The following is a 25,213-nucleotide window of genomic DNA, read 5'->3' on the forward strand; positions in this document are numbered from 1 at the left end:
GGCGGCGCGCCGCCAGAGCCGGCGCGGCGACGCAGGATTCCGGACGGCGGCCCTTTGTCGGTCCGGATGGCGAGGACGCCGCAGGACATCCAGCCGGCCTGGGATCGATGACTGGCTCACCTCCTTACCAGATTCCTTCGGCGCGGGCGGGGCTCCCCGCCGCGGTCTTCGCGCCCGCCCCGGCCGTCGCCGGGGCACCCCGGTGACACGTCTCAAGGCTCTCGAAGCGCGGTTCTCGCCCCTGCTCGCCCGCCGGGTCAGCGGCATCCCGGGCCGGCCATGGGGCCCTAGCCGCGCCGGCGCCCGATGACGCGTGGGCGGTGCGTCGGCCTGTCCGGCAGGCGGGATGGGCTCGATCCGCCCCGGTCGTCGGCCGACGTCCGGGGCGCGGGCAGCAACAGGGGCGGCGGTCGGGGGCGCTCGACGACGACCGCCTCAAGCAGGACCGGACGTATCGTCCGTGTGGGCCGCGTCACGGGCCCCGGCCGTGTCGCGAGGGTTCCGAGGGCCCAGAGCCCGAGGCAAAGCAGGCCGATGAGGATCCCGTCCCAGGACGGCTCGGTCCGGCACATCAGGATGCCGGTCCCGGTGAGGGACGCCCCGGCCGCGAGCAGGCGCGGTGTCGGATCGGCGGAGTTCATGCCGTACCCTCCGTGGCGTTCCCTGAAGACGCGTGAACGGCATCGCTACACTTGTCGGCAACCCCCCTGTTCTCCCCGATGCACACAGCGGTCGCTGTGGTCGGTTCCGGCGAGCGCATCTCGATCCGCCAGCCCGGGATGGGATATCGGCGCCGCACGTCCAGCCGCACGTCCAGCCGCCCGGCCCGTTGCTCGGCGCGGCGCGGATTCAGACCTCCACCTCTTCGACATGGAGGCCTCCGGCCCGCAGGTGGCTCGGGATCCGGGTGCTGTCGCGGAAGCCGGCTGCGCGCGCCATCGCGTCGAGGGCTGCAAGGGGATCGAGCGCGGAGCCGATCCAGAGGATCGCCCCCGTCGCCGCCTGCATGATCCGGAACACCTTCACGCCACGCCCCAGGTCTCGACCTTCGGACAAGCTCGGGGGGCTGCCGGGTGTTCCCGGCGGAAACGGCGCGGCCCGCAGCTCCCGCCGCCCTAAATGCCCGGAACGGCCTGCATCCGAACGGTTTGCGGCTCGGATCCGCTGCCCGGCGCCCCCGAGTCTTCCCCGAGGCCCATGACCGCCTTCATTCGCTACGCGCCCGACCTGGAGGCTCCGCAGCCCGATGAGGCGGTGGTCCATGCGGGCATGGTCGAGCAACTCGCCAAGATCCAGGGCCCCACCCTGAAGGATGACGGCCACGCGGTGCGCGGGATTCATGCCAAGGCGCACGGCCTGCTGGTCGGCTCCCTGGAGGTGCTGCCCGGACTGTCCCCCGCGTTCGCCCAGGGCGCCTTCGCGGCGCCGGGGCGCCACGATGTGGTTTTGCGCTTCTCGACCAATCCCGGCGACATCCTCGACGACAGCGTGTCGACACCCCGGGGCCTCGCCATCAGGAATCTCGGCGTTGCCGGCGAGCGCCACCGACACCCCGCAGGTGTTCAAGAAGGGCTTCTCGGCCCTGCTGCGCGGCGTCGAGGCGGTGCTTGAGGGACTCGGCACGAAGAGCCCGACAGTCATCGCCCTCGGCGGTCATCCCGAAACCCACATCCTGGGCGAGACCTTCTACAGCCAGGCGCCCCTGCGCTGGGGCGATTACGTCGCGAAGGTCGCGGTGGCGCCGGTCTCGCCCGAACTGACCGCGCTCACGGGCGCCGCCCTGAACGTCAACGGCAAGCCGAACGGCCTGCGCGAGGCGGTCGCGGCCTTCTTCGCCGCGCAGGCGGGCGTCTGGGAAATCCGGGCTCAACTCCTCACCAATCGCGAGACGATGCCGGTCGAGGGCGCTTCGGTCCCCTGGCCCGAGGCCGAGAGCCCCTATCGCCCTGTGGCGCGCATCACCGTGCCGCGTCAGGAGGCCTGGAGCGACGCGAAGGCGCGGGCTCGCGATGACGGCCTCGTCCTCAGTCCTTGGCACGGCCTCGCCGCCCATCGTCCGCTCGGCGCCCTCATGCGCGCGCCGAGTGGTCTATCCCCGCTCGGCCGGCTTCCGGGCCGAGCACAACGGCTGCCCGATCCACGAGCCGGGCAGCGCGGCCGCATTCCGGGTCTGGATGCTTGCACGGGCATGCCCGAGGTCCGCGGCCGATTCGCGCCGCTCCCGTCCGGGCGGGAACAGGGCGGGCCGGGGGCGGTTCTCGAAGGCAAGCCGGCATGGGCCGGCACGTCGAGAATCCGATCGGGATCCAGGAGAGCCATGACCAGCCGAACCGTTCAATCCGCCCTGCTCGCTCTCGCCCTCGTCGCCGGCAGCGCCGGGATGGCCGCCGCGCAGAGCACGCCCAACGGCAACACCTCGTCCCCCGGCGCCCCTGCGGGCGACAACAGCACCGGCAACGGTGCCACCGGCAGCGGCGCAGCCCCAAGCGGACGGTAACGGGGCTCGACCATCAGGATCGCGGTCCGCGATCCTCACAACCGTGTCCCGTCCCGTCCCGCGGCCGACCGGCCTGCGGGACGTTCCACCTCCGGCACCGGATCCCGCAGGACAGGACGAGCCCGGAGCGCAGAGTCCGGTGTTTGGAACGGAGTGCCACTTTTCTAAGCAGCAGGAATCGCCATACTGGCGGCGGGGCCGATGCCATGTGCGCGGTCCGGACCACAACACGGGCGATGCGACCAAAACCGATCCTGCTGCTCACGGGTGAGAGCCCCGGTCATCGTCAAGCCGACGATTGGCGCGACGCCGTCGCGCCGTTCTGGGACTTCACGATCCGCAAGGAAGATCTGTCCGATTTCCGCGGTCAGTCGCGGGTTCGGCACCTCGGCACCGCGATCGTCTGCAGCGCCCGCGCCTCCGGGCTCCGGTTCGTGCGCGAGCGTGGCCTAGTGGCCCGGATGGGCGTCGATCACATCGTCGCCCACATGCGTGTCTCCGGACAATCGAGGGTGGCGGTCAGCGGCAGGGAGCAGGATTGCGCGCCGGGGGACATCTGCCTGTTCGACCTGTCGCGGCCCCTCTCCGCCGCCTCCACGGATTACGAGGCGATCACGGTCGTCCTGCCGCGGCCGCTCTTCGGCGTCCGGCAAAGCGCGCTCGACACCCTGCACGGGGCGGTGATCCGGGGTGCGACGCCGTTCGGCCGGATGCTCACCGACCACTTGCGCTCCCTCAGCACGCACGCGACCGGGTTCTCGGAGCCGGAGGCCGCTGCGGCAGCTGAGGCCACGGCGGCGCTGCTCGGTGTGGCGGCCTTGGGCCTGCCGCAGGAGGATGGGGGCGTCCAGCCACTCGAGCGGGCCCCCCTGCTCGTCGCCATCCGGCGCTTCATCGAGGCCGAGCTTGCGTCCACGGACCTGACCGCCGAGGCGATCGGGCAGCGGTTCGGCGTCTCGCGCAGCGCCCTGTACCGGCTGTTCGTCCCCCTCGGGGGCGTGTCCGGCTATATCCGGCAGCGCCGGCTCGCCCGCGCCTATCGGGACCTCGCCGCCGGCGACGGGCGCTTCGCCCGCATCTCCGATGTGGCGTATCGCTGGCGGTTCGAGAGCCCCGCACATTTCACCCAGGCCTTCCGCGCAGAGTTCGGCTGCGCCCCTCGGGATGTCCGCGCGCAGGTCGCGATCGAACCCGGGAAATCGTCGGGCACAGAGCCGGCGGCCCCGTCGGAGACCTGGACCGACTTCTACGATTGGGTTCTCAAGCTGGCGGCCTGAGCGGATTCGGGCTCCGAACCGCGTGCCCCGGCTCCGGCGGGCGCTCTGGAGCCGCGATGACCTCCGGGATTCGGCAGCGGCACCCGCGGGTGTCGATCCCGGCCTCTCAGGGCACCTCCCGTGGCGCTGCCATCGGGCGATCCGCATGGAAGCAGCCGGGATCGCCTCCCCGGCGCTGCGGCTTCTGCCTTGCCCGATCCCGTCCGGTAGCCTGCCGCCGGCCCGGCGGCAGCGTCGTCCAGCCGATGGAGCCGCGCTGCGACGCACTGCCCGCCGGGACCTTCCGGTTCCTGCGGCAGGGGGGCGCCGGTCTGGTGCGGGGGATCGATCCTGGTTCGCTGAATGATGCGGCGTCGCCCCGATCGAGGCCGCCCGCGCCGGTGAGGCGGGCCGGGGCTTCGCCGTGGTCGCCGCGGCGGTGAAGGTGACCGCCGGACAGACCGCCCGGACGACGGACGAGATCGGCGGCCGGATCGCCGCGATCCGGGCGGCGACCGAACGGGCCGGGCCGGGGCGGCGGCGGTCTCGCTCAGGCCGGGAGGATGTGCAGCATCCCGCCGACCATGCCGAGAGCCCCCATGCCGATCAGCCCGACGGTGATGTACAGCCGCATCCGGCTCGCGTCGGCGGCCGACGACGGGGGGATGTCTTCGGGCAGGTCGGACCAATCCATCAGGTGAGCATAGCCGGTCGGGTGGGCGGGAGGCGCCGCCCTAGGCCGGCCCGATGACGGCTGGATGACGGGGCCGCCGCAGCGGCACAGGTCCCGGCCATGCTGCTGGCGCGATGCCGCCGCAATGCCGCCGCGGTGCGCCGCCGCGGTGCCGCGACGGCTTCACGAGCAGAACGTTCGCTGCCCGGGCGCGCAGGGGGACGGCGCCGCCGTCCTCGAATCCCGGCGTCTCCGGCAGGTCGACGGCCTTCATCAGGGCCCTGCGACCGGCTCCGCCTCGACCTGGGCCATCGCGGCCCCGCCCTTCGATCGCCGTCGCCGTGGCGGGGATATCGTTGCGCGCGCCGTGCTCCATGGGGCCGCCGCATTGCGCGGCCCGTCCGGTTGCCGCCCCCGCCTGTCGCGGCTGGGGCTCCGGCTTCAGGGGCGGGATCGTGGGCCGGATCCCGCCCCGACATGAGGCGAATCAGCGACGGTCCGGGGCTCCGGCCGCGCCGCCGGCCTTGTCGCCGCCCGGCTGGAAGCCGGCCGCATTCGGCGGTCCCTTCATCCGGCCGTCCTGTTTCGGCATCTCCGAGCCCGGTGATCCGGTCGTCGTGCCGGTCGTCGTCCCCGTCGTCGCGCCCTTCCCCGTCTCGTCCTTGCCCGTATAGCCGGCCGCATTGGGCGAGCCCTGCATGCGGGGGCCGGTATTCTCCGCGGCCGTGGCGGCCGCGCCCGTCGCCAGGAGGCCCGCGACGGTCAGGCTGATCAACGTCTTCATGTGTGAATCCTCGGAACGCTTCCCCAGGCTGCCTCTACCGGGCCTGTCGGGAGCAACGCGGCCGGACGGATCCCGTTCACGTCCCCGGGATCGGGGTTGCGCGAGCGCCGGGCCTGCGGGGAAATACTTGCTGCGATGCAATATTTCCGCGTCCGAGAAGGCGCGGCGCGCGTTTCGCGGAGTGATGTATTGATTTATCTTCGGGCTTGAGCGGGTTCGAACAATTGCAATCCACGGCAGAATCTGATTGAATATTCGTATACGTCGCGTCCTATCGTGGTGACTGAATTCGCTTGTGGCCTCTCGGGCTGCGCGAGGAGGTCGAGCATGTACGCTTTGGCCAAGACCAAAGAGAGAACCGACTGGGAGCTGGTCGTCGTCTTCGGTGGCTGGATCGTCTTCGAGATCGCGATCCTGACGTTGTGCTTGGTGTCGATGTAGGCGCTCTCGGAAAGACATCCGTTCTGGCCCGTCCGGTGCCGTGCGGGCCGGCCGGACGCATGCGCCGGGCCACCAATGCTTGGAGATGCTCGGAGATGCTCGGAGGCGCTTGAGAGACATGCCCGTGCCGGGGCATGCTCTGCCGATCGCAGGACACGCCGACAGGATCGGCGCGACGGCAGGGGACGGGTGCATGGCGAAGGCGGTGCGGGCGGGCGGCGATCGCGAGGCGCGTCAGAGACCCCCGGCCGAGGACGTCCACGCTGCGGAACTCGCCCGCCTGCGGGCCGAGGATTCGGCGCCGCGGCCGCCCGGCTGGCAGCTCTCGCTCCAGGCCGTGCGGCGCTTCATCTGCGGTGACGGCGCGACCCCCGCCAAGGTGGTCTGCGCGCCCGCGCTGGTGGAGCGGGCCATGGTCACCCTGGCGACCTCGCGCGCCCTCCTGCTGATCGGGGAGCCCGGGACCGCCAAGAGCCTGCTCTCGGAACTCCTCGCCGCCGCGATCAGCGGGTGCTCGACCCTGACGATCCAGGGCGGTGCGTCGCTGACCGAGGACCAGATCCGCTACGGCTGGAACTACGCGCTGCTCGTCGCCGAGGGGCCGAGCCCCCGCGCCCTGGTGCCGGGCGCCCTCCATACCGGCCTCAGCGCGGGGCGGATCGTCCGCTTCGAGGAGCTGACCCGCTGCCCGCTGGAGGTGCAGGACAGCCTGCTCTCGGTCCTGTCCGACCGGGTGCTCGCCGTGCCGGAACTCACCGGCGCGGACGGGATGGTCTACGCGCGCGACGGCTTCAACCTCATCGCCACCGCCAACACCCGCGACCGGGGCGTGAACGAGATGTCGGCGGCCCTCAAGCGCCGGTTCGGCTTCGAGACCGTGTTCCCGATCGCCGATCTTGAGGCCGAACTCGCCCTGGTGCAGCGCGAGGCCACCGCGCTTCTGGCCCGGTCCGGCGTGCCCCGCAGCCCGGATCCGGAGGTGCTCGAACTCCTCGTGACCTGCTTCCGGGAGCTGCGCGAGGCCGTGGATACGGAGGGCACCGGCATGGAGCGGCTCTCCTCCGTGATGAGCACCGCGGAGGCGGTCAGCGTCGCCCACGCCATCGGGGTGAAGGGCCATTTCCTGCGGGGCGATGCCGGCCAGCCGGAGGACATCGTCGCCTGCCTCGCCGGCACCGCCGCCAAGGACGACGCGGAGGATCTCGCCCGCCTGCGCCGCTATCTCGACCAGCGCGTCAGCCGCCGCTCCGGCGCGGCGTGGCGCCAGCTCTACGCGGCGCGGCACCTCCTCACACCGCAATGAGCGGTCCCGCGCCGGATTCCGGCCGCCTGACCGTCATCGGCGTACGCCACCATTCCCCGGCCTGCGCCGGGCTCGTCCGGCGCAGGATCGCGGCGTTGCGGCCGGCCTTCGTGCTGATCGAGGGTCCGGTGGACTTCAACCCGCACCTGCCCGACCTCGCCCTCGGCCACGACCTGCCGGTGGCGATCTTCTCGTTCCGGGCGGATGCGACCGGCAGCGCCGCCTCCTACACGCCGTTCTGCGCCTTCTCGCCGGAATGGCAGGCGCTGGAGGCGGGCCGGGCGGTGGGTGCGCAGACGCTGTTCTGCGACCTGCCGGCCTGGGACCCGGCCTTCGGACGCCGCGCCAACCGTTACGCCGACCCGCACGGGGCCCGCACCGAGGCCGCCGAGCGGGCGCTGGCCGCCGCCCTCGGCGTCGCCGACCAGGACGCCCTCTGGGATGTCCTCGCCGAGGCGGCCTCCGAGGCGGAGCTGCCGGCCCGGCTCGACCGCTACTTCGCCCTGCTGCGCCCGCCGGGCACGGACGATCCCGCCGAGGCGGCCCGCGAGCGCTTCATGGGCGCCTACGCGGCCCACGCCCTGCGGGCGGCCGGCGACCGGCCGGTGGTCCTCGTCTGCGGCGGCTGGCACGCGGACGCCGTCCGGCGCCACGCCGCGCAGGCGGACGGGACCCGGCCCGAGCCGGCGCCGCCGGAGCCGGACCTGCGCACCGGCAGCTACGTGGTGCCCTACGCCTATCTCCGGCTCGACCGGTTCTCAGGCTACGCGGCCGGCATGCCGGCGCCGGGCTATTACGAGCGCGTGGCCGAGGCGGGCCTCGCCCCCGCGGCCGACTGGGCGATGACGGCGATCACCGCGGCCCTGCGTGAGGCCGGACAGGTCGTCTCCACCGCCGACCGCATCGCCTGGCGGGTCCATGCCGAGGCCCTCGCCCGGCTGCGCGCCCATCCGGCGATCCTGCGCGCCGACCTGATCGACGCGGCCCTCGCCGCCCTGGTGAAGGACGCCCTCGACCGCCCGCCCGCCTGGGCGGCCGGCGGCGCTGCGCCCGGCCACCCCGCGCTCGCCGCGATGCTGCGGGCGCTCACCGGCCGGCGCGAGGGACGCCTCGCTCCCGGCACCCGGCAGCCGCCCCTGGTGGCCGACGTCGCCGAGCGTCTGCGCGCCGCCGATCTGGAGCCGGGGCCGGCGCGCCGCAGCATCGACCTCGACTGGGCCGAGCCGGGCGACCGGGCGCGGGCGCACCTGCTGCACCGGCTGGCGCTGCTCGGGCTGCCGGGGATCGCCCGCGAGGGGCCGGACCGCGCCGAGCCCGGCCTGCCGCGGGAGCGCTTCACGCTCGTGCGCCACCCGCACTGGCTCGGCGCCCTGATCGAGGCCTCGCTCTGGGGCGGCACCCTGGAGATGGCCGCCGCCGCCCGGATCTCCGCCCGGGTCGAGGCGGCGCCGGATTCCCTCGCCGTTCTCACCGGGGCCCTGTCCGACGCGCTGTTCGCCGGGCTGACCCTGGAGGGCGATCTGCTGGCCCGCTTGAGCGCCGGCATCGCGGCGGCGCACGACGTGGCCGCTTTGGGCGCCGCCGGGGCCGGGATCGTGCGGCTGTACCGGTTCGGCGACGCCTTCGCGCCTTCGCGGCCCGCCCTCGCCCGCCTCTGCGCCGCTCTGGCGGCCCGGGCGCTCTTCGTCGTCGAAGGCATCCGGGAGCCCCGCGCGGGGCTCGGCGCCATCCCGCTGCTCCTCGCCTGCCGCGACCTGTTCCGCGAGGTCGGCGCCGAGGTTGCGGGCCTCGACGAGCTGCGCGGGCCCTTCGCCGCCATGCTCGGCCGGCGCCTCGCCGACCCGGAGACGCCCCCGGCCCTCGCGGGGGCGGCCCTCGGCTTCCGGGTCGCCTGCGGCGCGGCCGGCTCGGACCCGGAGGCCGCCCTGTCCCGGCTGCGCCGCTTCGGCCTGCCCGCGACGCTGGGCGACTTCCTCGCCGGCCTGTTCGCCCTCGCCCGCGAGGAGATCGCCGCCGACGCCACCCTGGCCTCCGTCGAGGGGCTGGTGGCCGCCTGGGGCGATGAGGATTTCCTGCGGGCGCTGCCGTCCCTGCGGATGGCCTTCGCGTGGTTCCCGCCCCGGGAGCGTGAGCGCATCGCCGTGGCGATCCTGCGCCGGAGCGGCCTCGGCGAGGCCCGGGCCGAGGTCGAGGCCCTGGCCTGGATGCGCCAGCGCGCCCGCCCGGCCGATCAGGCCGAGGCCCTGGCCCGCGAGGCGCGGGTCGCCGCGCGGCTCGCCCGCTACGGGTTGACCTGAGACGCGACAAGGAAAATTTTACCGCCGCGCCACGGGGGAGAGGACTGCATGCAGCGTTACGAGCTGACGGCGGGATCATCGGCGAAGTTCTGGGAGGCCGGGACCGAGGACAGCGTTCTCATCGTGAGATTCGGCCGGCTCGGCACGCAGGGGCAGTCCAAGACCAAGAGCTTCGCGAGCGCGCAGGCGGCTCGGGTCGAGCTCGACCGGCTGGTGCGGGAGAAGACCGCCAAGGGCTATCGCCCGGCCGGCGACGCCGCACCGGCTTCGGCCGCCGGGGCGACAGCCCAGGCCACGGTTGCCCAGGCCACGGTTGCCCGGGCCGCCGATTCCGAAACCGCCGAGGCTTCGCCGGCCCCCGCCGCCCGGGCGGAGGCGCGCTGCACCCCGGCAACCGGCGGCGCCCCGATCTTCTCCGGCACGCCCCTGCCCACGCGCACCCGCCCCGGGCCGCCCCTCGACGCCGCCGCCGACTGGGCCGCCTTCGCGGCGCGGATCCGCCCGCTTCTGGAAACCGCTCCCGACGAGGCCCGCGCGCCGGCCGAGGCCCTCGCCGCCCGGCTCGACGGTGCGCCGCCGGCCCCCGACCACGCCGAGGCCCGGCACTGGCTGGAGCAGCTCGAGGCGGCCTGCCCGGCGCTGAACCAGCGCCTCTGGGGTGCCAAGCCCGGACCGCAGGGGCCGGCGGCCCGGGCGGCGTTCACCCATTTCGCCCGCTGGCTCGTAGCCCGCTCCGGCACCGGGACGCTCGTGGCCCTGTTCGACCGGCTGCAGCCCCGCCCCTCCGGCCGGTACGGCTCCCTGCCGGTCTCGGCCTGGGACATGCCCACCGCCTTCGGCATCCGGGCCGCCCTGGCCGCCGCCCCCGAGGCGGAATACGCGGAGGCCCTGGAGGCAGCCCTCCGGCTCGCCGCCGCGGAGCCGGAGCCGACCCTCGCCCGCTGGCTCGCGGCGGTCTTCGCGGATGACCGGCCCGGCGCCGACCATGCCCTCTGCGCCCGCGCGGTGCTCGCGCGCTGCGACCCGCCGGATCCCAAGGCCTACGGCAATTCCCACGCCGCCCTGCCGCTGATCGTCGACCTGCCGCCGAGCCAGGCCGCGCCCTGGTACGCCGCGCCGTTCCACCGGGCGACCCTGGCGACCTGCGATGTCGGGGCCGAGGAGGCCGCCGCCACGGTGATCGCCGTCGCCGACGCGGCCGGCGAGCCGGCCACCCCCGCCCTCGTCTGGCTCCTGGAGGGAGCGGTCGGACCCGAGCGCACGCTCATCGCCCGGGCGCTCCTGGAGACCCGGGCCGCCGACGCCCTCGACGCCCTCCTGCCCTTCGTGGGCACCAAGCTGGTCCGCGACGCCCTCGACGCCGCAGACGCGGCCTTCCCCGACTGGATGCTGCGGGCCTATCTCGGGGCGCTCCATGGCAAGGGGGAGCCCGCCTTCGGCCCGCGAGCCGTCACGCTCGCCGAGCGCCACGGACATGAGACCGCCCGCGCCTGGGCGGCGGCCGACGGGGGCCGGGGCGCGGGGCGCCTGGACCGGCTGCTCGCCGCCGGCAGCGGGCCGCAGGCGGCGCCGGAGGCCCTGCCGCCCGTGCTCCGGGACCCGCCCTGGCGGCGGCGCGGGGCCGCGCGCGCCCGGCCGGAACGGGTGGTGGCGCCGATCCCGACGCCCTTCGCGCACGGCTTCGACCCCGAGCAGGCCCTCGACCGCAGCACCTTCTACTTCCAGGCCGGAACGCTTGTGGAGGCCATGACGGACCTCGCGGCGCGGATCTGCGCCACCGAGGCGGAGGCTCTCTACGACATGCCGATCCCGCCGCCGGCCGAGCCCGTGCCGGCCGCCGACGCGGATCCCGCGGCGGCCCTGGCCTGGCTCGACCGCCGGCTCGACCTCACCCGCGAGCAGTTCACGGGCTTCTTCTACTTCAACTACGGGCCCTGGTTCCGGATGGTCGGGTGGCAGCCCGAGCCCCTGGCGCTGATGCTGTGGGAGAAGACCGGGCCGCAGCGCGCCCATTACGTGGCGTGGCGGCGCACCATCGCGGTGATGCTGTCCCGCTTCGGCGAGCGGGCCGTGCCCGGCCTCGTCCGCCTCGTCGCGGCGGATCCGGCGCAGCTCCTGCCGGAGGTCGAGCCGGTGGACGCCGCCGACCTCGCCCCGGTCGCCGCCCGGGTCTTCCACCGCACCCGCAAGCTCCGGCCGGCCGCGGCCGCGTGGCTGCGCGCCCATCCCCGCACCGCGGCGCTGCGGCTCCTGCCCGAGACCCTCGGGCCCGCCGGCCCTGACCGCGACGCCGCCGACGCGGCCCTGCGCTTCCTCGCCGCCGAGCCCGCGGGGCGCGCCGCCCTCGACGCCGCCGTCGCGGCCTATGCGGAGCGGGATCCCGGCGTGACCGAGGCGGTGGCTGCCGGGGTCGACAGCGACCCGCTGGAGCAGGTGCCGGCCAAGCCGCCGAAGCTCCCCGACTGGGTGGTCCCCGCCGCCCTGCCCCGCCCGGTCCTGCGGAGCGGCGGCGCCCTGCCCGACGCCGCCGTCACCGCCCTGTGCGAGATGCTCGCCTTCTCGGACCCACTGACGCCCTACGCGGGCGTCGCGCAGGTCCGCGCCGCCTGCACGCCGGAGAGCCTCGACGCCTTCGCGGTCGCGCTGTTCCAGTCCTGGATCGCCGCCGGCGCCAAGGCGACGGGGGAATGGGCCCTGCAGGCGCTGGCCCTGATCGGCGGCGACCACGCCGCCCGCGACCTCACCCGTCAGATCCGCGCCTGGGGGCAGGCCGGCCTGAAGCCCCGCGGCCGGGCCGGCATCGCCGTGCTCGCCGGGATCGGCACCGACGTGGCGCTGATGAACCTCAGCGCCATCGCCGAGAAGAGCCCGCTGCTGCAACTGCGCGAGGCTGCCCGCGCCGCCATCGTCGACGCCGCCGAGGCGCGCGGCCTCGACGAGGTCGACCTCGCCGACCGGCTCTCCCCCGATCTCGGCCTCGACGCCCGGGGCGGGCTCGACCTGTCCTTCGGGGAGCGCCGGTTCCGGGTCGGCTTCGACGAGACGCTGAAGCCCGTCCTGCGCGACGCCGAGGGCCGGCGGCTCGCCGCCCTGCCCCGCCCGACCAAGGCGGACGATCCCGAGGCCGCCAAGGCGGCGTCCCGGCACTGGGCGGCCCTGCGCAAGGACGCGGAAGCCGCCGCCGGCCTGCAGGTCACCCGGCTCGAGGCCATGCTGGCGTCCCAGCGCCGCGTCGCCCCCGGGGTGTTCTGGCCGTTCTTCGCCGCCCACCCGCTGATCCGCCACCTCGCCGGGCGCCTCGTCTGGGGGTTCTATCCGGACGGTGCGCCCGCGACGCCGCCGGGGCACGTCTTCCGCCTCGCGGAGGATCTCTCGCCGACCGACGCCGCGGACGACGCCCTCGCCCTCGACGTCGCGGCGGCCGAGGGCGTGGTCGGCCTCGTCCATCCCCTGCACCTCGACCCGGAAGCGCTGGCGGCCTGGAGCGGCTTGTTCGCCGATTACGAGATCGCCCAGCCCTTCCCGCAACTCGCCCGCGAGACCTTCGCGTTCACCGAGGCCGAGCGGGGCGGCGCCGAGACCCTGCGCTTCGACGGAATCCGGGTGGGCGGCCGCCGCCTGCGCGGCCTGCGGCCCCAGGGCTGGTCGACCGACACCGGTGGCGAGCACGTCCATGCGGTGCAGCGGCCGGTCGCGCTGCCCGACGGAACCCGCCTCGTCGCGGTCCTGCGCTTCGAGGACGGGTTCTGGCACCGGCCCGGCCCGGAGGGCGACGGGATCCAGACGCTGCGGACCCTGACCCTGTCCGAGACCGGCTGGCGCGCCGCGGCGACCCACCGGTTCGGCGACCTCGATCCGGTGACCGCCAGCGAGGTCCTGCGCACGCCGAGCCTGCTCGCCGCCGCCGGCGACGCGTGAGAGGGAGACAGCCCATGGAACGCTACGAGCTGGTCGAGGGCAGCGCGGCCAAATTTTGGGAGGTCGGTGTCTCCGGCCCGACGCTCACCGTCCGCTTCGGGCGCCTCGGCACCCAGGGCCAGAGCAAGGACAAGACCTGCGCCGATGCGGCCGCGGCCGTGAAGGAAAAGGACAAGCTCGTCCGCGAAAAGACCGCCAAGGGCTACGTCCGCGCCGACGGAGCGGCGCCCGCCCCGGCCGCGGCGTCCGCCCCGGCACCGACCGCCGCCGCCAGGAAGCCCGCCCCGGCGCAGGCGTCCGGGCCGGCCGGCGAGACGGTTGTCGAGCCAGCCGCGGAGCGGGCCGCGGAGCCGGCCGCCCCGCCGCCCGCCGAGCCCCCGCCGGCTGCCCCGGCGGAGCCCGTCCCGCCCCCCGACCCGGCCGCGGTCTTCGAGGCGGTGCCGCTGCCGACCCGCCTGCGCCCCGGTCCGCGCCCGGACGCGGCGGAGGCTTGGCGGGCGATCGCGGCGCCGTTGGCGGCCGCGCTCGGCGATGCCGAGGCCGCGCGCCTCGCCGGGGCGCCGCCGGACCGGGACGGCCTCGCCGCTTGGCTGGACGCGATCGTCGACGCCGCGGAGGCGCGCCGACACGGAAATCCGTCCCGGGCCGCCACCGGCGACGCCATCCTGCGGCGGGCGCTGGAGGCGATCCTACGCTACGCCGTGGCCCGGGGCGGGACGGAGGCCGTCGCCCGGCTGGCCGACCGGCGCCGCCCGACCCCGAAGACGCCGCGCCCCTACCAGCGCCTGTCCTGGGCGGAGCCGCTCCACCTCGCCCTGCGGGCCGCCCTGGTGCACGCCCCGGAGGCCGATTACGACGCCGCGGTCGCGTTCCTGAATGCGCGGATCGCCGAGGATCACGACTGGCCGGCGGCCTGCGCCTGCGCGTTCATCCTGGCCGACGACCGGCCCGCCCCGCACCCGCTCCAGCCCCGCGCCGTGCTCGAAGCCGCCGCTTCCGCGGGGATCGACGTGACGGCCGATACGGCCTTCGTGCCGCTGCTCGCCGATGCGCCGCCGGACGCGGTGGCGCCCTGGCGGACCAAGCGCAGCTACCATTTCTACTTCGTCTACTGCGCCGTCGACGCGGCCGAGGCGGCCGCGACCCTGCTGGCGGTGGCCCGCGCCGCCGGGCAGCCGGCCCTGCCGCCCCTCGACTGGCTGCTGCACTACGCCACCGACGACCAGCGCCGGACGGTCGCCCTGGCGATCCTGTCGACGGGGGAGGCCGGCGCGCTGCCGGCCCTGCTGCCCCATCTCCACGAGAAGCCCGTCGCGGCGGCCCTCGACGCGGCACTGGAGGCCGATCCCGCCGCGATCCTGCCCCGCTGCCTCGCCGCCCTCGCGGGCGGCCGATCGGAGCCGGCCCTGCGCGCCCGGGTGAACCGGGCGCTCGATATCCACGGGATCGACCGGGTCCGCGGCTGGCTCGCGGCGTCAGGCGGGCGTGGAGGGGGGATCCTTGAAGCCCTGGCGGAGGCCCGCGCCGTGCCCCTCGCGGAGCCCGCCGCCTGGCCGCGGGTGCTGCGTGACCCGCCCTGGCGGGCCAAGGCCCGGACCCGGGACGACCTCGTCCTCGCCCTCACGCCGCTGCCGACGCCGTTCGCGCATGCGGTGCCGGAGGTGGCGCCGAGCTACTGGCGGGAGCGGAATGCCGTGACCCTCAATGGCCTGGAGGCCCTGCCGGCCTTCGTCACGGCCGCCGAGCTGGCCCATCCGACGCAGGGCTGGAGCCGGATCCCGCCCCCGCTCTCCGAGCCGCCGCGCGACGACCCGCCGGCCCTGATCGCCTGGGTCGCCGCCCGCGTCGCCCAGATCGACGAGGCCTGCCGCTACTGGGCGAACTCGCCCTATCGCCAACTGGTCGGCAGCCTGGAGCGGCAGCCCGAGCCCCTGGCGCTCGCCATCTGGGCCCAGTCGCGCGTCGTTGCGGGATGCTTCCACGTCTCGCAATGGCCGGAGATCGTGTGGGCGATGCTGTCGCGGTTCGGCGAGCGGGCGATGCCGGGCCTCGTCGGGCTGGTCGAGGCCGATCCGGTCGGGCTCCTGCCGGCGGTCCTGGCGGTGGACGATGGCCGTCTCGCCGTGCCCGCCGCCCGCGCCCTCACGAAGCTCAAGAAGGCCCGCGAGCCAGCGCTGGCCTGGCTGCGCCGCCATCCCGAGACCGCCCTCATCCGCCTGCTGCCCGACGCCGTGGGCCGGCCCGGGGCGCTGCGCGACGCCGGCGAGCACGCCCTGCGCGTGCTGGCGCAGGACCGGGCGGACGGCCGCGCCATCATCACTTCCGTGGCCGCGCGCTACGCGGACCAGGCACCGGACGTGACGGAGGCGGTCGCGCAGGTGCTCGACCGCGATCCCCTCGCCCGCGTCCCCGCCAAGGTCGGCAAGCCGCCCGCCTGGGTCGTGCCGTCCATGCTGACCCGCCCGCGTCTGCGGGACGGGACCGCCCTGCCGGACGCGGCGATCCTGACCCTCTGCGAGATGCTGTCCTTCACCAACCCGGACGCCGTCTATGCCGGCGTGCCGATGGTCCGCGAGGCCTGCACCGAGGCGAGCCTCGCGGCCTTCGCGTGGGACCTGTTCTCCGCCTGGATCGCCGCCGGGACGCCCTCGAAGGACGGCTGGGCCCTGCGCGCGCTGGGCTGGTTCGGCACCGACGCCACGGCCCGCGACCTGACCCGCCTGATCCGCCGCTGGCCCGGCGAGGCCGCCCACGCCCGCGCGGTCACCGGACTCGACGTGCTGGTCGATATCGGCACCGACGTCGCGCTGATGAACCTAAACGGCATCGCCGAGAAGCTGAAGTTCAAGGGGCTCCAGGAGAAGGCCCGGCAGAAGATCGCCCAGCTCGCCGAGGCCCGCGGCCTCACCCCCGAGGAGCTGGCCGACCGGCTCGCCCCCGACCTCGACCTCGACGAGCGCGGCGGCCTCGACCTCGATTTCGGCCCCCGCGGCTTCCGGGTCGGGTTCGACGAGACCCTGAAGCCCTGGGTCCGGGACGCCGCCGGCCAGAGGCTCAAGGACCTGCCCAAGCCCGCCAAGGCCGACGATGCCGGCAAGGCCGCGGCGGCGGTGGCCCGCTGGGGTGCCCTGAAGAAGGACGCGCGGGCCGTGGCGAGCCTGCAGGTGGCCCGCCTGGAGGCGATGCTCGCCGGCGCCCGCCGGGTCCAGCCGACGGTGTTCGGCCCCTGCTTCGCCGCCCACCCGCTCGTGCGCCACCTCGCCCAGCGCCTCGTCTGGGCCACCTTCGCGGATGCCGACCCGCGGACCGGCCCGGGCCTGACCTTCCGGGTGGCGGAGGATCTGACCTTCACGGATGCCGACGACGCGCCGCTCGACCTCGACCTGACCGGGGCGGCTCCGGGCCTGATCGGCCTCGTCCATCCCCTGCAGCTCGATGCCGGGGCGCTGGCCGCCTGGGGGGCGCTGTTCGGCGATTACGAGATCGTCCAGCCCTTCCCGCAGCTCGCCCGCGAGACCTACGCCTTCACGGAGGCCGAGGCGGCCGCATCGACCACGAGCCGCTTCGCCGGGACCGTGGTGGAGGCCAACCGCCTGCGCGGCATGGCCGCGAAGGGCTGGCCCCTCGGGTCACCGCAGGATGGCGGTGTGGTCTGGTGGATCGAGCGCGCCGTCACCTTCCCGGGGGGCGCCGCCGGCCAGGCCTCGCTGATCTTCTCGGAGGGCCTGTTCACCGGCGCGGTGGAGTTCGAGGACCGGGAGCAGACCCTCGGCGACCTGACCCTCGGCTCGCCCTGGAGCAACCGGACGGAGCCGGGCCAGCGGACCTTCGGCGCGCTCGCGCCGGTGACGGCGAGCGAGCTCCTGCGCGGACCGAGCCTCCTCGCCGGGACGCGGCTGCGGTGAGCCTCGACCCCGTCACGCGCTGGCGGCTCATCCTGGGCGAGGCGGCGGAGTCCGCCTGCGCGGGGGCCGGCTGCGCCCTGTCGGGGGAGGCCGCCGCCATGGATCAGGCCCTCGACTGGCTCTACGGCCGCGACGCCGACGGCACGGCGCGGGGGGAGCGGCGCCAGGGCGGCCGCGAGGGCTCGACCCTGACGGTGCCGGGCTGGATCAACGCGGTCCACACGCTCTTCCCCCGCGAGACCATCGAGCGGCTGGAGCGCGACGCGATCGAGCTCTACGCCATCGACGACGTGGTCACGAACCCCGAGGTGCTGGCCCGGGTCGCGCCGAACGAGACGCTGCTGAAGGCGGTCCTGCGCACCAAGCACCTGATGGCGCCCGACGTGCTGGTGATGGCCCGCAAGCTCGTCCAGGAGGTGGTGCGGCAGCTGATGGAGCGGCTGGCCCGGGACCTCGCGGTGGCGTTCTCGGGGGTGCTCGACCGGCGGCGGCACACGCGCCTGCCCGGCGCCCGCGACCTCGACCTGAACCGGACGATCCGCGACAACCTGCGCCACTACGATCCCGAGAGCCGGCGGATCACCGTCGAGCGGCTGCACTTCTTCGCTCGGAACCGGCGGCAGATGCGGCCCTGGCAGGTGATCCTGCTCGTCGACCAGAGCGGGTCGATGCTCGATTCGGTGATCCACGCCTCGGTGATGGCCGCCTGCCTGTGGAAGCTCCCCGGCATCCGCACCCATCTCGTCGCCTTCGACACGGCGGTGGTGGACCTGACCCGCGATTGCGACGACGCCTGCGAGCTGCTCATGAAGGTCCAGCTCGGCGGCGGCACCGATATCGGCGGGGCCCTGGGCTACGCGGCCGGCCTGATCGCGGCGCCGGAGCGGGCGATCGTGGTCTTGGTCTCCGACTTCTACGAGGGCGCGAGCGAGGCCGCCCTGGTCGCTCAGGTGCGGGCGCTCTCCGGCCAGCGCACCCGCGTGCTCGGGCTCGCGGCCCTCGATTCGGCGGCCCGGCCCGCCTACGACCGGGCGATGGCCCAGCGGCTCGTGGCGGCCGGTGCCGAGATCGCCGCGATGACGCCCGGCGAACTCGCCGGCTGGCTCGCCGCCGCGATCCGGAGCTGAGCCGCGGCGATGGCCCGCCCCGACCTCCGCGCCCTCACGGATGACGGCCTCGTCCAGCTCGCCAATGCCGGCCTGGTGAAGCGCGCGCTGCGCGAGGTGGCCGCCGGCCAGGGGCCGGCCCTCGCGGAGGCCGAGGACGGCACCGTCGAGGCGCGCTTCGCCGACGGCACGGTCACGCGGCTCGGCCCCGGCCGGCCCCCGGGCGAGGCCAGCTGCACCTGCCCGGCGAGCGGGATGTGCCGCCACCGGGTCGCCCTCGTCGTCGCCTACCGGGCCGCGGCGGTCGCGGATGGACCGGCGCAGCCAGCCGCACCCGCGGCGGTCGCCTGGGATCCCGGCAGCCTCGACGGCGCCGCCTTCGAGGCGGGGCTCGGCGGCGCGGCGGCGGCGGAGCTGCGGCGCCTCCTGGCGGGTGGGATCACGGTCGGGCTGGAGCGCGGCGCCGTGCCGGCCGCGCGGCTCCCGACCGCGACGGTGCGCTTCCTCGTGCCCGACGCGGTCGGCTACGCCCGCTGCGACTGCGCGGCGGGGGGCGGCTGCGCCCACGTCGCCCTGGCGATCCGCGCCTTCCGGGCGGCCGGGGGCGCCGCCGAGATCCGCCTGGGCGGGGCGGCGCCGGCCGGAGCGGAGGCGGGGCCGGCGGAGGAGGGACTCGCGGAGGCCGCCGACCGGGTGGTCGCCGGCCTGCTGGAGGCCGGGGTGGTATCCGGTCCGGAAGCCCACGACGCCGCCCTCGTCCGGCTGCGGCGGGTGGCCGAGAGGCGGGGCGCCACGCAGATCCTGCTGGCCGAGGCGGACCTGGCCGGGCAACTCGCGGCCTATGCCGGGCGTCACGCCGCCTACGACGCGGCCGTGGTCCTGGCGCTCGCCACGGAACTCCTCGGCCGCGTCCGGGGCGGGGAGGCCGCCCTCGGCGTCGGCCAGCCCTACGAGACCGCCATGGGCAGGACGCGCCTCGTTTCCCTGGGCGCCCGGCTCCTCACCCGCGGGCGCGGCGCCAGCGCCCGGGTCGCCCTGGCCGACACCGATACCGGCGCGCTCCTGGCCCTGGAGCGCGATTTCGCGCCGGGCGAGGCCGAGGTGGATTTCGTCGGCAGCCTGCCCGGGCGGCTCCTGGGATCGGGCCTGTCCGTCTCGGGCACCGGCCAGGGCCAGATCCTGACCAGCGTCGCCCGGCGCCGGGCGGACGGGCTCCTCGCCCTCGGCCGGGGCGCGCAGGGCCGCACGGCCCTGCTGCCGCGGGACGCCCGCGTGACCGTGCCGGCCCCCCTGGCGGCGCGGGACGTCCCGTCGATCCTGCGCCGTCTGGCCGAGCGGCCGCCGGCCTTCCTGCGGCCGCGCGACCGGCTGGAGGCCTTCCACGTCTTCCCCGTCGATGCGGTCCTGGGACAGGCCTGGGCACCGGGCGCCCAGACGTGGCAGGCCGCCGTCGAACTGCCGGAGGCGGGCGGCACGCTGCATCTCGCCCGCGCCTACGACCCCGCCGCGCCGCACGCCCTGGACGCCCTCGCGGGCGCCTGCTCGGGGCGCTGGGGACCGGTGCGGCAGGTCGCCGGCCCGGTGCGGATCGCCGACGGGGCCCTGGTCTGCGATCCCTGGTCGGTGTCGGTCGACCGGCTCGTCGTGCCCGACCTCGCCGCCCCGGACGGCGCCGGCCACCCGATCCCGCCGGCACCGGACCTGGGGCCGGCCACGCTCCTCGACGAGGCGGCGGCACTCCTGGCGAACGCCCTCCATGCCGGGCGGCGGGCCTTCGCGGCGAACGCCCGCGCCGGCGGGGCCGACCTCGTGGCGCGCCTCGCGGCGGCGGGGCATCCCGCCACCGCCGCGCGGCTCTCGGCCTTCCTCGCCGCCGCCCTGGCCCCCCCGGGCGCGGAGCCCGATCCTTTCGCCCGGGCTGCCCTCTGGGTCGCCGCCATGCGGGATGATCCCGGGCCGGCGGAGGGCTGATCACGGAATCGTGGGGACGCGGTTGCCCCATCCGGCGCCCTGGGGCAGCTTGCCGCGGTTTCGGGCGCCGTGATTCGCCGGCCGTCCCGTCCCGATCGTTGCGTGAGGAGCCCGAATGCGCGGATCCGTCGATCGTCGCCCAGGCCTGGGCCATCCCGTTCGTCCGGCGCGCGGCCCGCACGCCCACGCGGTGGCATGAGGGTCGTCCGCGCGGCGCGCCTCCACCTGCGGGACGCCACCTCCGACAAGGTCTACGACGTCGATCTGATCGAGAACGAGGCCCTCGGGACGCCCGAGCGCTACTTCGTCAACACACGCTACGGCCGGCGCGGCGCGACCCTGCGCGAGGGCTCCAAGACACCCCAGCCCCTCACCGCCGAGGCGGCGGCCCGGGTGTTCGACAGCGTGATCGTCGCGAAGATCAACGGCGGCTACCGGCGGATCGACGGCCTGGAGCCCTCCGCCGCGTCGGAGCCGTCGGCCGACGGGCGCGCGGCCGTGCTGCGGGCGCGGCTCTCCGCCTGCCTGCACCAGCGCTGGCCCGAGCGGGAGCGCGACCGCCTGCTCTGGCGCATCGGCGAGCTGCGGCTGGCCGCGGCCGCCCCGGACCTGATCGACCTGGCGCGGGCCCTCGGTCCGGCGCAGGCGAGCTACGCTCTGGTCTGGGCGCTCGCCCGGGCGGCCGGCGCGGAGGCGGGCCCGATCCTGGACGCGATCGCCGCCGACGCCCCCGGAAGCGTCGTCCGGGACCTCGCCCGCTTCGCCCTGGCCGCCCCGCTCACCGGGGCGTATCGCCCGCCGGAGGCCGAGCCGGACCTGCCCGGCATGGTCGCCCGGCCGGCCGAGGCGGGCGACGTCGACGGCCTGTGCGGGGCGCTGGACGGCCTCGCCCGGCATGATCCCGGCCGGGTCGGGCCGGCCCTGGTGGCGCTGGGCCGGCTTGCCCAGGGGCGGCCCGCGCTGCACGCGACGCTTTGCGCCGCCCTCCTCCGGCTGCCGGCGCGGCCACCCTACCTGATCGGCCTGCGGCGCCTGTTCAAGCACGCCGAGATGGCCGACGATGCCGCCCTGTTCGGCGCCGCCGCCCAGCGCTTCGAGACCGCGCAGGCGATGTACCAGGCCGGCCGGAGCCACGCCTACGTCCCCGACCTCCGGCGCTACGTCGCGGTGGACGCGGCGCGCCACGGCCCGGAGGCGCGGCTCGGCCTGTCCACGGCCACCCGCGCCTACATGAAGCGGCGGATCTGGCGCGCCCTGCGCAAGCGCGGCGCCGTCGGCGACCCGGCCTTCACCGCGCTGGCGACGGGCTTCCTGCTGGCCCTCGGGCCGGAGGATCTCGACCCCCCGACCCGCTGGACCGCCTGGGGGCGCAAGCCGGACGGGACCTGGGGCCGGCAGGCGCGGGCACGGGGACCGCTCGGCCGCAACTGGACGGCGAGCCAGCTCCTGTACCGCCACGCCCCGGAGGCCCGGCCGCGGACGGGATCGCTGACCTTCCTGGAGACCGGCGCCGTCGATCCCGACCGGCGCGACGAGGCCTTCCCGGATCTCTGGAGCGCCCGTCCGGACCTGGCGCTCCGCCTCGCCGCCGAGGGGCGGATCGAGCCGGTGGCGCGGCTGGGGCTGCGGGTGCTGCGCGCGGACCCGGGGGCCTGCGCGGCTCTGGACGCCGCCGCGATCGGGCGCCTCCTGGCGGCCCCGCACGACGCCGTGCGGACCTTCGCCTTCCAGATCGCCCAGGCGCGCCTCGCCGCCGGGATCGCCGATTCCGCCGACCTCGCCGCCCTGGTGGCGGCGCTGCTGGCCGCAGCCCTGCCGGAGGCGCGGGCGCTTGCCCTGCGGCGCCTCGAGGCCGGGGCGCCGGTCGTCTGGTCGGATCCGGACCTCGCCGCCGCGCTGCTCACGAGCCCGGAGCCGGATGTCCAGGCGGCGGTCCCGGGGCTCGCCCGGGCGCTGCCCCCAGGGCTCGCGGCGCCCCTGGTCGCGCGGCTGGTGGCGTGGCTGCGGGCGATGCCGCCGGAGCCCGACGCCGCCGCGACGGCCGCGATCCGGGCCCTGCGCGCCGCCCTGCCCCTCCTGTGGCCGGACCACGACCTGCCGGTGCAGCCCGAGACTGCCGCCGCCCTGATCGCGCACCCGGCCGCCGCCACCCGATCGGCCGGCCTCGCGCTCCTGGCGCAGTCTCCTGCCGGAGCCGACGGCCTGCCCCCGGAAAGCTGGGACGCGCTGATCGGCACGGGCTCCGAGGACATCCGGATTGCCGCCCTGGTCCTGCTGGCGCGTCTCGACGACGCGCGGCTCGGACCCTACGCCGAGCGGATCGTCGCCTTCGCCAGCGGGCCCGGCAGCGCCGTCCGGCAGGCCGCCCGGCCCCTGGTGGCGCGCCTCGCGGCGGCGGATCCGGGTCTCGCTCCCCGCCTCGCCCGGGAGCTGATCGGCAGCCTGTTTCGCGCGGCCCCCGACGACGCCTACGCCGCCGACGTCGTGGCCCTGCTGCGCGAGGCCCTGCCGGGGGAATGCGCCGCCCTCGACGACGGCACCCTGTGGCGCCTGCTGCAGGCCCGCGCCGACGGCGCCCGCCGCCTCGGCGCCGCCCTCCTGCCCGACCGGCGCCCCGCGGCCTTCAGCGTCCGCCAGATCGCCCGGCTCGGCGGCCACCCGTACCGGGCGGTGCGGGACTGGGCGATGGCGGCCTTCGCGGCCGACCCGGCTCGGTTCCAGGCCGCGGCGGCCGAGGCCGTGCTCCTCGTGGAGAGCGACTGGCCCGACACCCTCGCCTTCGCCCGCAGCTTTTTTGAAACGTGGCCGGAGGCTGCCTGGACGCCCGGGGCGCTCGCCGTGGTCACCGACAGCGTCAAGCCGGAGGTCCTGGCCTTCGCCCGCCATCTCCTGCGCAGCCGGCTCCGGCCCGAGGATGCGGAGGGGCAGGTGCTGCGCCTGCTGGAGCACCCCGCTCCGTCCATGCATCTCCTGCTCACCGAACTCCTGACCGAGCAGGCCGTGGCGAGCGAGGCGGCCTTCGCGCGGCTGATCCCCCTCGCCCGCATCGTGATGCTGCAGGTGCTGCGGGGCCGGGTCGCCAAGGACCGGATGGCCACCTTCCTCCGGGCCGAGGCCCTGCGCAGCCGCGTCCGCGCCGAAGCGCTGCTGCCGCTCTTCGCCGATCTCACCCTGAGCGGCACGGCCCGGGACCGCAGCGCCGCGATCCTGGCGCTGCGCGACATCGCCGAGGCCCATCCCGGCCTCGCCGTGCCCCTCGTCCGGCGGCCGCCGGAGGTGCGGGGGCCCATCTCTCCCTCGGCACCCGTCTCGGAAGGGGCTCGATGAACTTCGTCCATCGCTACCTCGGCGAGAGCCGGGCCGTCTCGGATGCGGACGCGACCCGGCTCGGCTTCGTCCCCGACACGTTGCGCGAGCCGACCTACTTCGCCGGGACGGTGGCGCGACACCTGCCGTTCCGCGAGGCGATCTCGGCCCTGCATCACGTCGTGGTGTCGGACCTGCGCTTCAAGCCGAAGGACCGCACCGCCTATTTCGCGTGGCTCCAGGCCCACGAGCAGGAACTCCTGGCCGAGGCCCTCGCCGAGAAGGACAGCCTGCGCGCCGAGATCGAGGCGCTGCGCGCCGAACACCGGGACATCGCGGCCCGCTCCGACGCGGTGATGCGGCCGTTCTACGACGCGCGGAAGCGGTACTTCGACTACCTCTACCGGGAGAATTTCGACGCCTGGATCGTCCTCGACCCGGTCATCACCGTCCATCCGGACGAGGTCTTCTTCGAAGCGTTCAGCCTCGACGAATCGAGCTACGGGCGCCTGTCCTGCGACCACGACACCTTCGCGCGGATCGGCGACATGGCCTGCGGCACGACCAACATCGACTACAGCCACGCCCTCTACGACGAGTTCCAGAAGATCCGCAGCTACCGCGATACCGAGCTGGCGATCGACCCGACCGGCTTCGCGGTCCAGACCTCCGGCGAGGCCGCCTATCGCGAGGACAAGATCGAGCTGCCGGATTCCTGGATGGGGGGCTTCCTACAGGTGTCGAGCGCCATGGCGCAGCCCGCCCACGTGGTGGACCTGCACCCGGTCGACATGCACGCGATCCTGACCCGCCTCGCCGCGCGCCGGGAGCGCCACGGCCCGCGCGCCCTGCGGTTCCTGCTCGAGCCCGGCCGGCCGGTCAGCGTGCTGATCGAGCCCTGGAACGAGCGGCTGACCTTCCGGCGCTCGATCTACCGCGGCGGCGAGGCCGCTGAGATCCGCCTGTGGGGCCGGCGGCGCCTCGCGATCCTGGCCCGGACCCTGCCGCTCGCCCGGTCGGTGCGGCTGCACCTCCTCGGCACCGGCCTGCCGAGCTTCGCGGTGGTGGATTTCGGCGGCCTGCGCTTCACCCTCGGCCTGTCGGGCTGGACCGCCAACGACTGGTCCCGGGCCGGGCAGTTCGACCTGCTCGCCCCCCGGGGGGAGGTCGAGGCCGACACCGCCGCCCGCGTCTTCGCGGCGCTCCGGCGCCACCACGCCGCCGGGACCGGGCAACTCGCCGCCGAGACCGGCCTCGACCGGTCGACCGTGGAGGCGGCGCTCGGCGGCTACGTGCAGGCGGGCCGCGCCATGTTCGACCTCGACAAGCGGGTCTACCGCCTGCGGGAGCTGACCCGGGAGCCACTAGCGCCGGGCGCCCTGCGCTTCGCCTCCGAGCAGGAGGCCAAGGCCGACCGGTTCCTGGCGGCCGGGCTCGTCACCCTCGGGCCCGTCGAGCAGGCGGGGGACCGGCGGCGCCTGAGCGGGACCGTGCTGGATGACGGCCGGAGCCTGACGCCCGCGGTGGAGCTCGATTCCGACGACCGCATGGTCGGCGGCACCTGCCAGTGCGGCTTCTACACCCACAGCCGGCTCACCCGCGGCCCCTGCGCGCACATGCTGGCCGTGCGCCGCTTCTTCCACGCCCAGGTCGAGGGCAAGCCGGCGCGGTGGCAGGCGTGAGGCAGACCCGATTGATGCGGCCGCAAGCCTGGCCTATCCTGACCGTGACGAGGGGCGTCGGCCGGGGCGGACCT

The 25,213-nt window shown here is 75.7% G+C and carries 15 protein-coding genes and 1 pseudogene; 12 read left to right on the top strand and 4 right to left on the bottom strand.

All coding sequences use genetic code 11. The annotated features are described in order from the left end of the window. Window positions 1–287: 287 nt before the first annotated feature. Window positions 288–641, bottom strand: a complete 354-nt coding sequence (locus GGQ91_RS23335) for an energy transducer TonB (RefSeq protein WP_182592942.1) — start codon at window positions 639–641, stop codon at window positions 288–290. Between the two features lie 208 nt (window positions 642–849). After that, on the bottom strand, window positions 850–1,026 hold the full coding sequence (locus GGQ91_RS23340; RefSeq protein ID WP_159020300.1) for a hypothetical protein: 177 nt from the start codon (window positions 1,024–1,026) through the stop codon (window positions 850–852). A gap of 171 nt (window positions 1,027–1,197) precedes the next feature. On the opposite strand from GGQ91_RS23340, the gene GGQ91_RS28665 reads away from it, so the two are divergent. From GGQ91_RS28665 to GGQ91_RS23360, 4 genes and pseudogenes are all read left to right on the top strand, one after another. Continuing rightward, the gene (locus tag GGQ91_RS28665; protein ID WP_246410873.1) at window positions 1,198–1,611 is read left to right on the top strand and encodes a catalase family protein; all 414 of its coding nucleotides are present in this window, start codon (window positions 1,198–1,200) and stop codon (window positions 1,609–1,611) included. After that, the gene (locus GGQ91_RS28670; protein ID WP_246410875.1) at window positions 1,529–2,497 is read left to right on the top strand and encodes a catalase family protein; all 969 of its coding nucleotides are present in this window, start codon (window positions 1,529–1,531) and stop codon (window positions 2,495–2,497) included. The genes GGQ91_RS28665 and GGQ91_RS28670 overlap by 83 nt, the downstream gene beginning before the upstream one ends. A 236-nt stretch (window positions 2,498–2,733) precedes the next feature. Beyond that, window positions 2,734–3,774 carry an AraC-like ligand-binding domain-containing protein gene (locus tag GGQ91_RS23355; protein WP_075379970.1) on the top strand — a complete coding sequence of 347 codons (1,041 nt, stop codon included), beginning with the start codon at window positions 2,734–2,736 and terminating at the stop codon, window positions 3,772–3,774. Window positions 3,775–4,129: 355 nt separating this feature from the next. Then, a pseudogene (locus GGQ91_RS23360) lies at window positions 4,130–4,279 on the top strand (methyl-accepting chemotaxis protein); the annotation flags it as partial. Between the two features lie 24 nt (window positions 4,280–4,303). Here the strand turns inward: GGQ91_RS23360 and GGQ91_RS23365 are convergent. Continuing rightward, entirely contained in the window at window positions 4,304–4,447 is a 144-nt protein-coding gene (locus GGQ91_RS23365; protein ID WP_167380411.1) for a hypothetical protein, read from the bottom strand. A gap of 466 nt (window positions 4,448–4,913) precedes the next feature. Then, window positions 4,914–5,210: a hypothetical protein gene (locus GGQ91_RS23370; protein ID WP_043355801.1), complete on the bottom strand. Its 297-nt coding sequence runs from the start codon at window positions 5,208–5,210 to the stop codon at window positions 4,914–4,916. A 634-nt stretch (window positions 5,211–5,844) separates the two neighbouring features. Here GGQ91_RS23370 and GGQ91_RS23375 point away from each other — a divergent pair. The 8 genes from GGQ91_RS23375 (at window position 5,845) to GGQ91_RS23410 (ending at window position 25,139) form a co-directional block, all read left to right on the top strand. Then, window positions 5,845–6,954, top strand: coding sequence for an ATP-binding protein (locus GGQ91_RS23375; protein ID WP_043382316.1), 1,110 nt, complete (start codon window positions 5,845–5,847; stop codon window positions 6,952–6,954). After that, window positions 6,951–9,251 (top strand): DUF5682 family protein, encoded by a 2,301-nt coding sequence (locus GGQ91_RS23380; RefSeq protein ID WP_182592943.1) that lies wholly within the window; start codon window positions 6,951–6,953, stop codon window positions 9,249–9,251. Before GGQ91_RS23375 ends, GGQ91_RS23380 begins: the two co-directional genes overlap by 4 nt. A 48-nt stretch (window positions 9,252–9,299) precedes the next feature. Beyond that, window positions 9,300–13,169, top strand: coding sequence for a DUF4132 domain-containing protein (locus GGQ91_RS23385; RefSeq protein ID WP_182592944.1), 3,870 nt, complete (start codon window positions 9,300–9,302; stop codon window positions 13,167–13,169). A gap of 14 nt (window positions 13,170–13,183) precedes the next feature. Next, entirely contained in the window at window positions 13,184–17,074 is a 3,891-nt protein-coding gene (locus GGQ91_RS23390) for a DUF4132 domain-containing protein (RefSeq protein WP_182592945.1), read from the top strand. Further along, window positions 17,071–18,201 carry a VWA domain-containing protein gene (locus tag GGQ91_RS23395; RefSeq protein ID WP_182592946.1) on the top strand — a complete coding sequence of 377 codons (1,131 nt, stop codon included), beginning with the start codon at window positions 17,071–17,073 and terminating at the stop codon, window positions 18,199–18,201. The genes GGQ91_RS23390 and GGQ91_RS23395 overlap by 4 nt, the downstream gene beginning before the upstream one ends. Before the next feature lie 9 nt (window positions 18,202–18,210). Then, a complete protein-coding gene (locus tag GGQ91_RS23400; RefSeq protein ID WP_182592947.1) occupies window positions 18,211–20,151 on the top strand; it encodes an SWIM zinc finger family protein in 1,941 nt (646 codons plus the stop codon). A 195-nt stretch (window positions 20,152–20,346) separates the two neighbouring features. After that, a complete protein-coding gene (locus tag GGQ91_RS23405) occupies window positions 20,347–23,478 on the top strand; it encodes a hypothetical protein (protein ID WP_182592948.1) in 3,132 nt (1,043 codons plus the stop codon). Further along, window positions 23,475–25,139 carry an SWIM zinc finger family protein gene (locus tag GGQ91_RS23410; RefSeq protein WP_182592949.1) on the top strand — a complete coding sequence of 555 codons (1,665 nt, stop codon included), beginning with the start codon at window positions 23,475–23,477 and terminating at the stop codon, window positions 25,137–25,139. Before GGQ91_RS23405 ends, GGQ91_RS23410 begins: the two co-directional genes overlap by 4 nt. The last annotated feature ends 74 nt before the right edge of the window (window positions 25,140–25,213 follow it).

The organism is Methylobacterium fujisawaense, from assembly GCF_014138435.1.
Taxonomy (GTDB): domain Bacteria; phylum Pseudomonadota; class Alphaproteobacteria; order Rhizobiales; family Beijerinckiaceae; genus Methylobacterium; species Methylobacterium fujisawaense.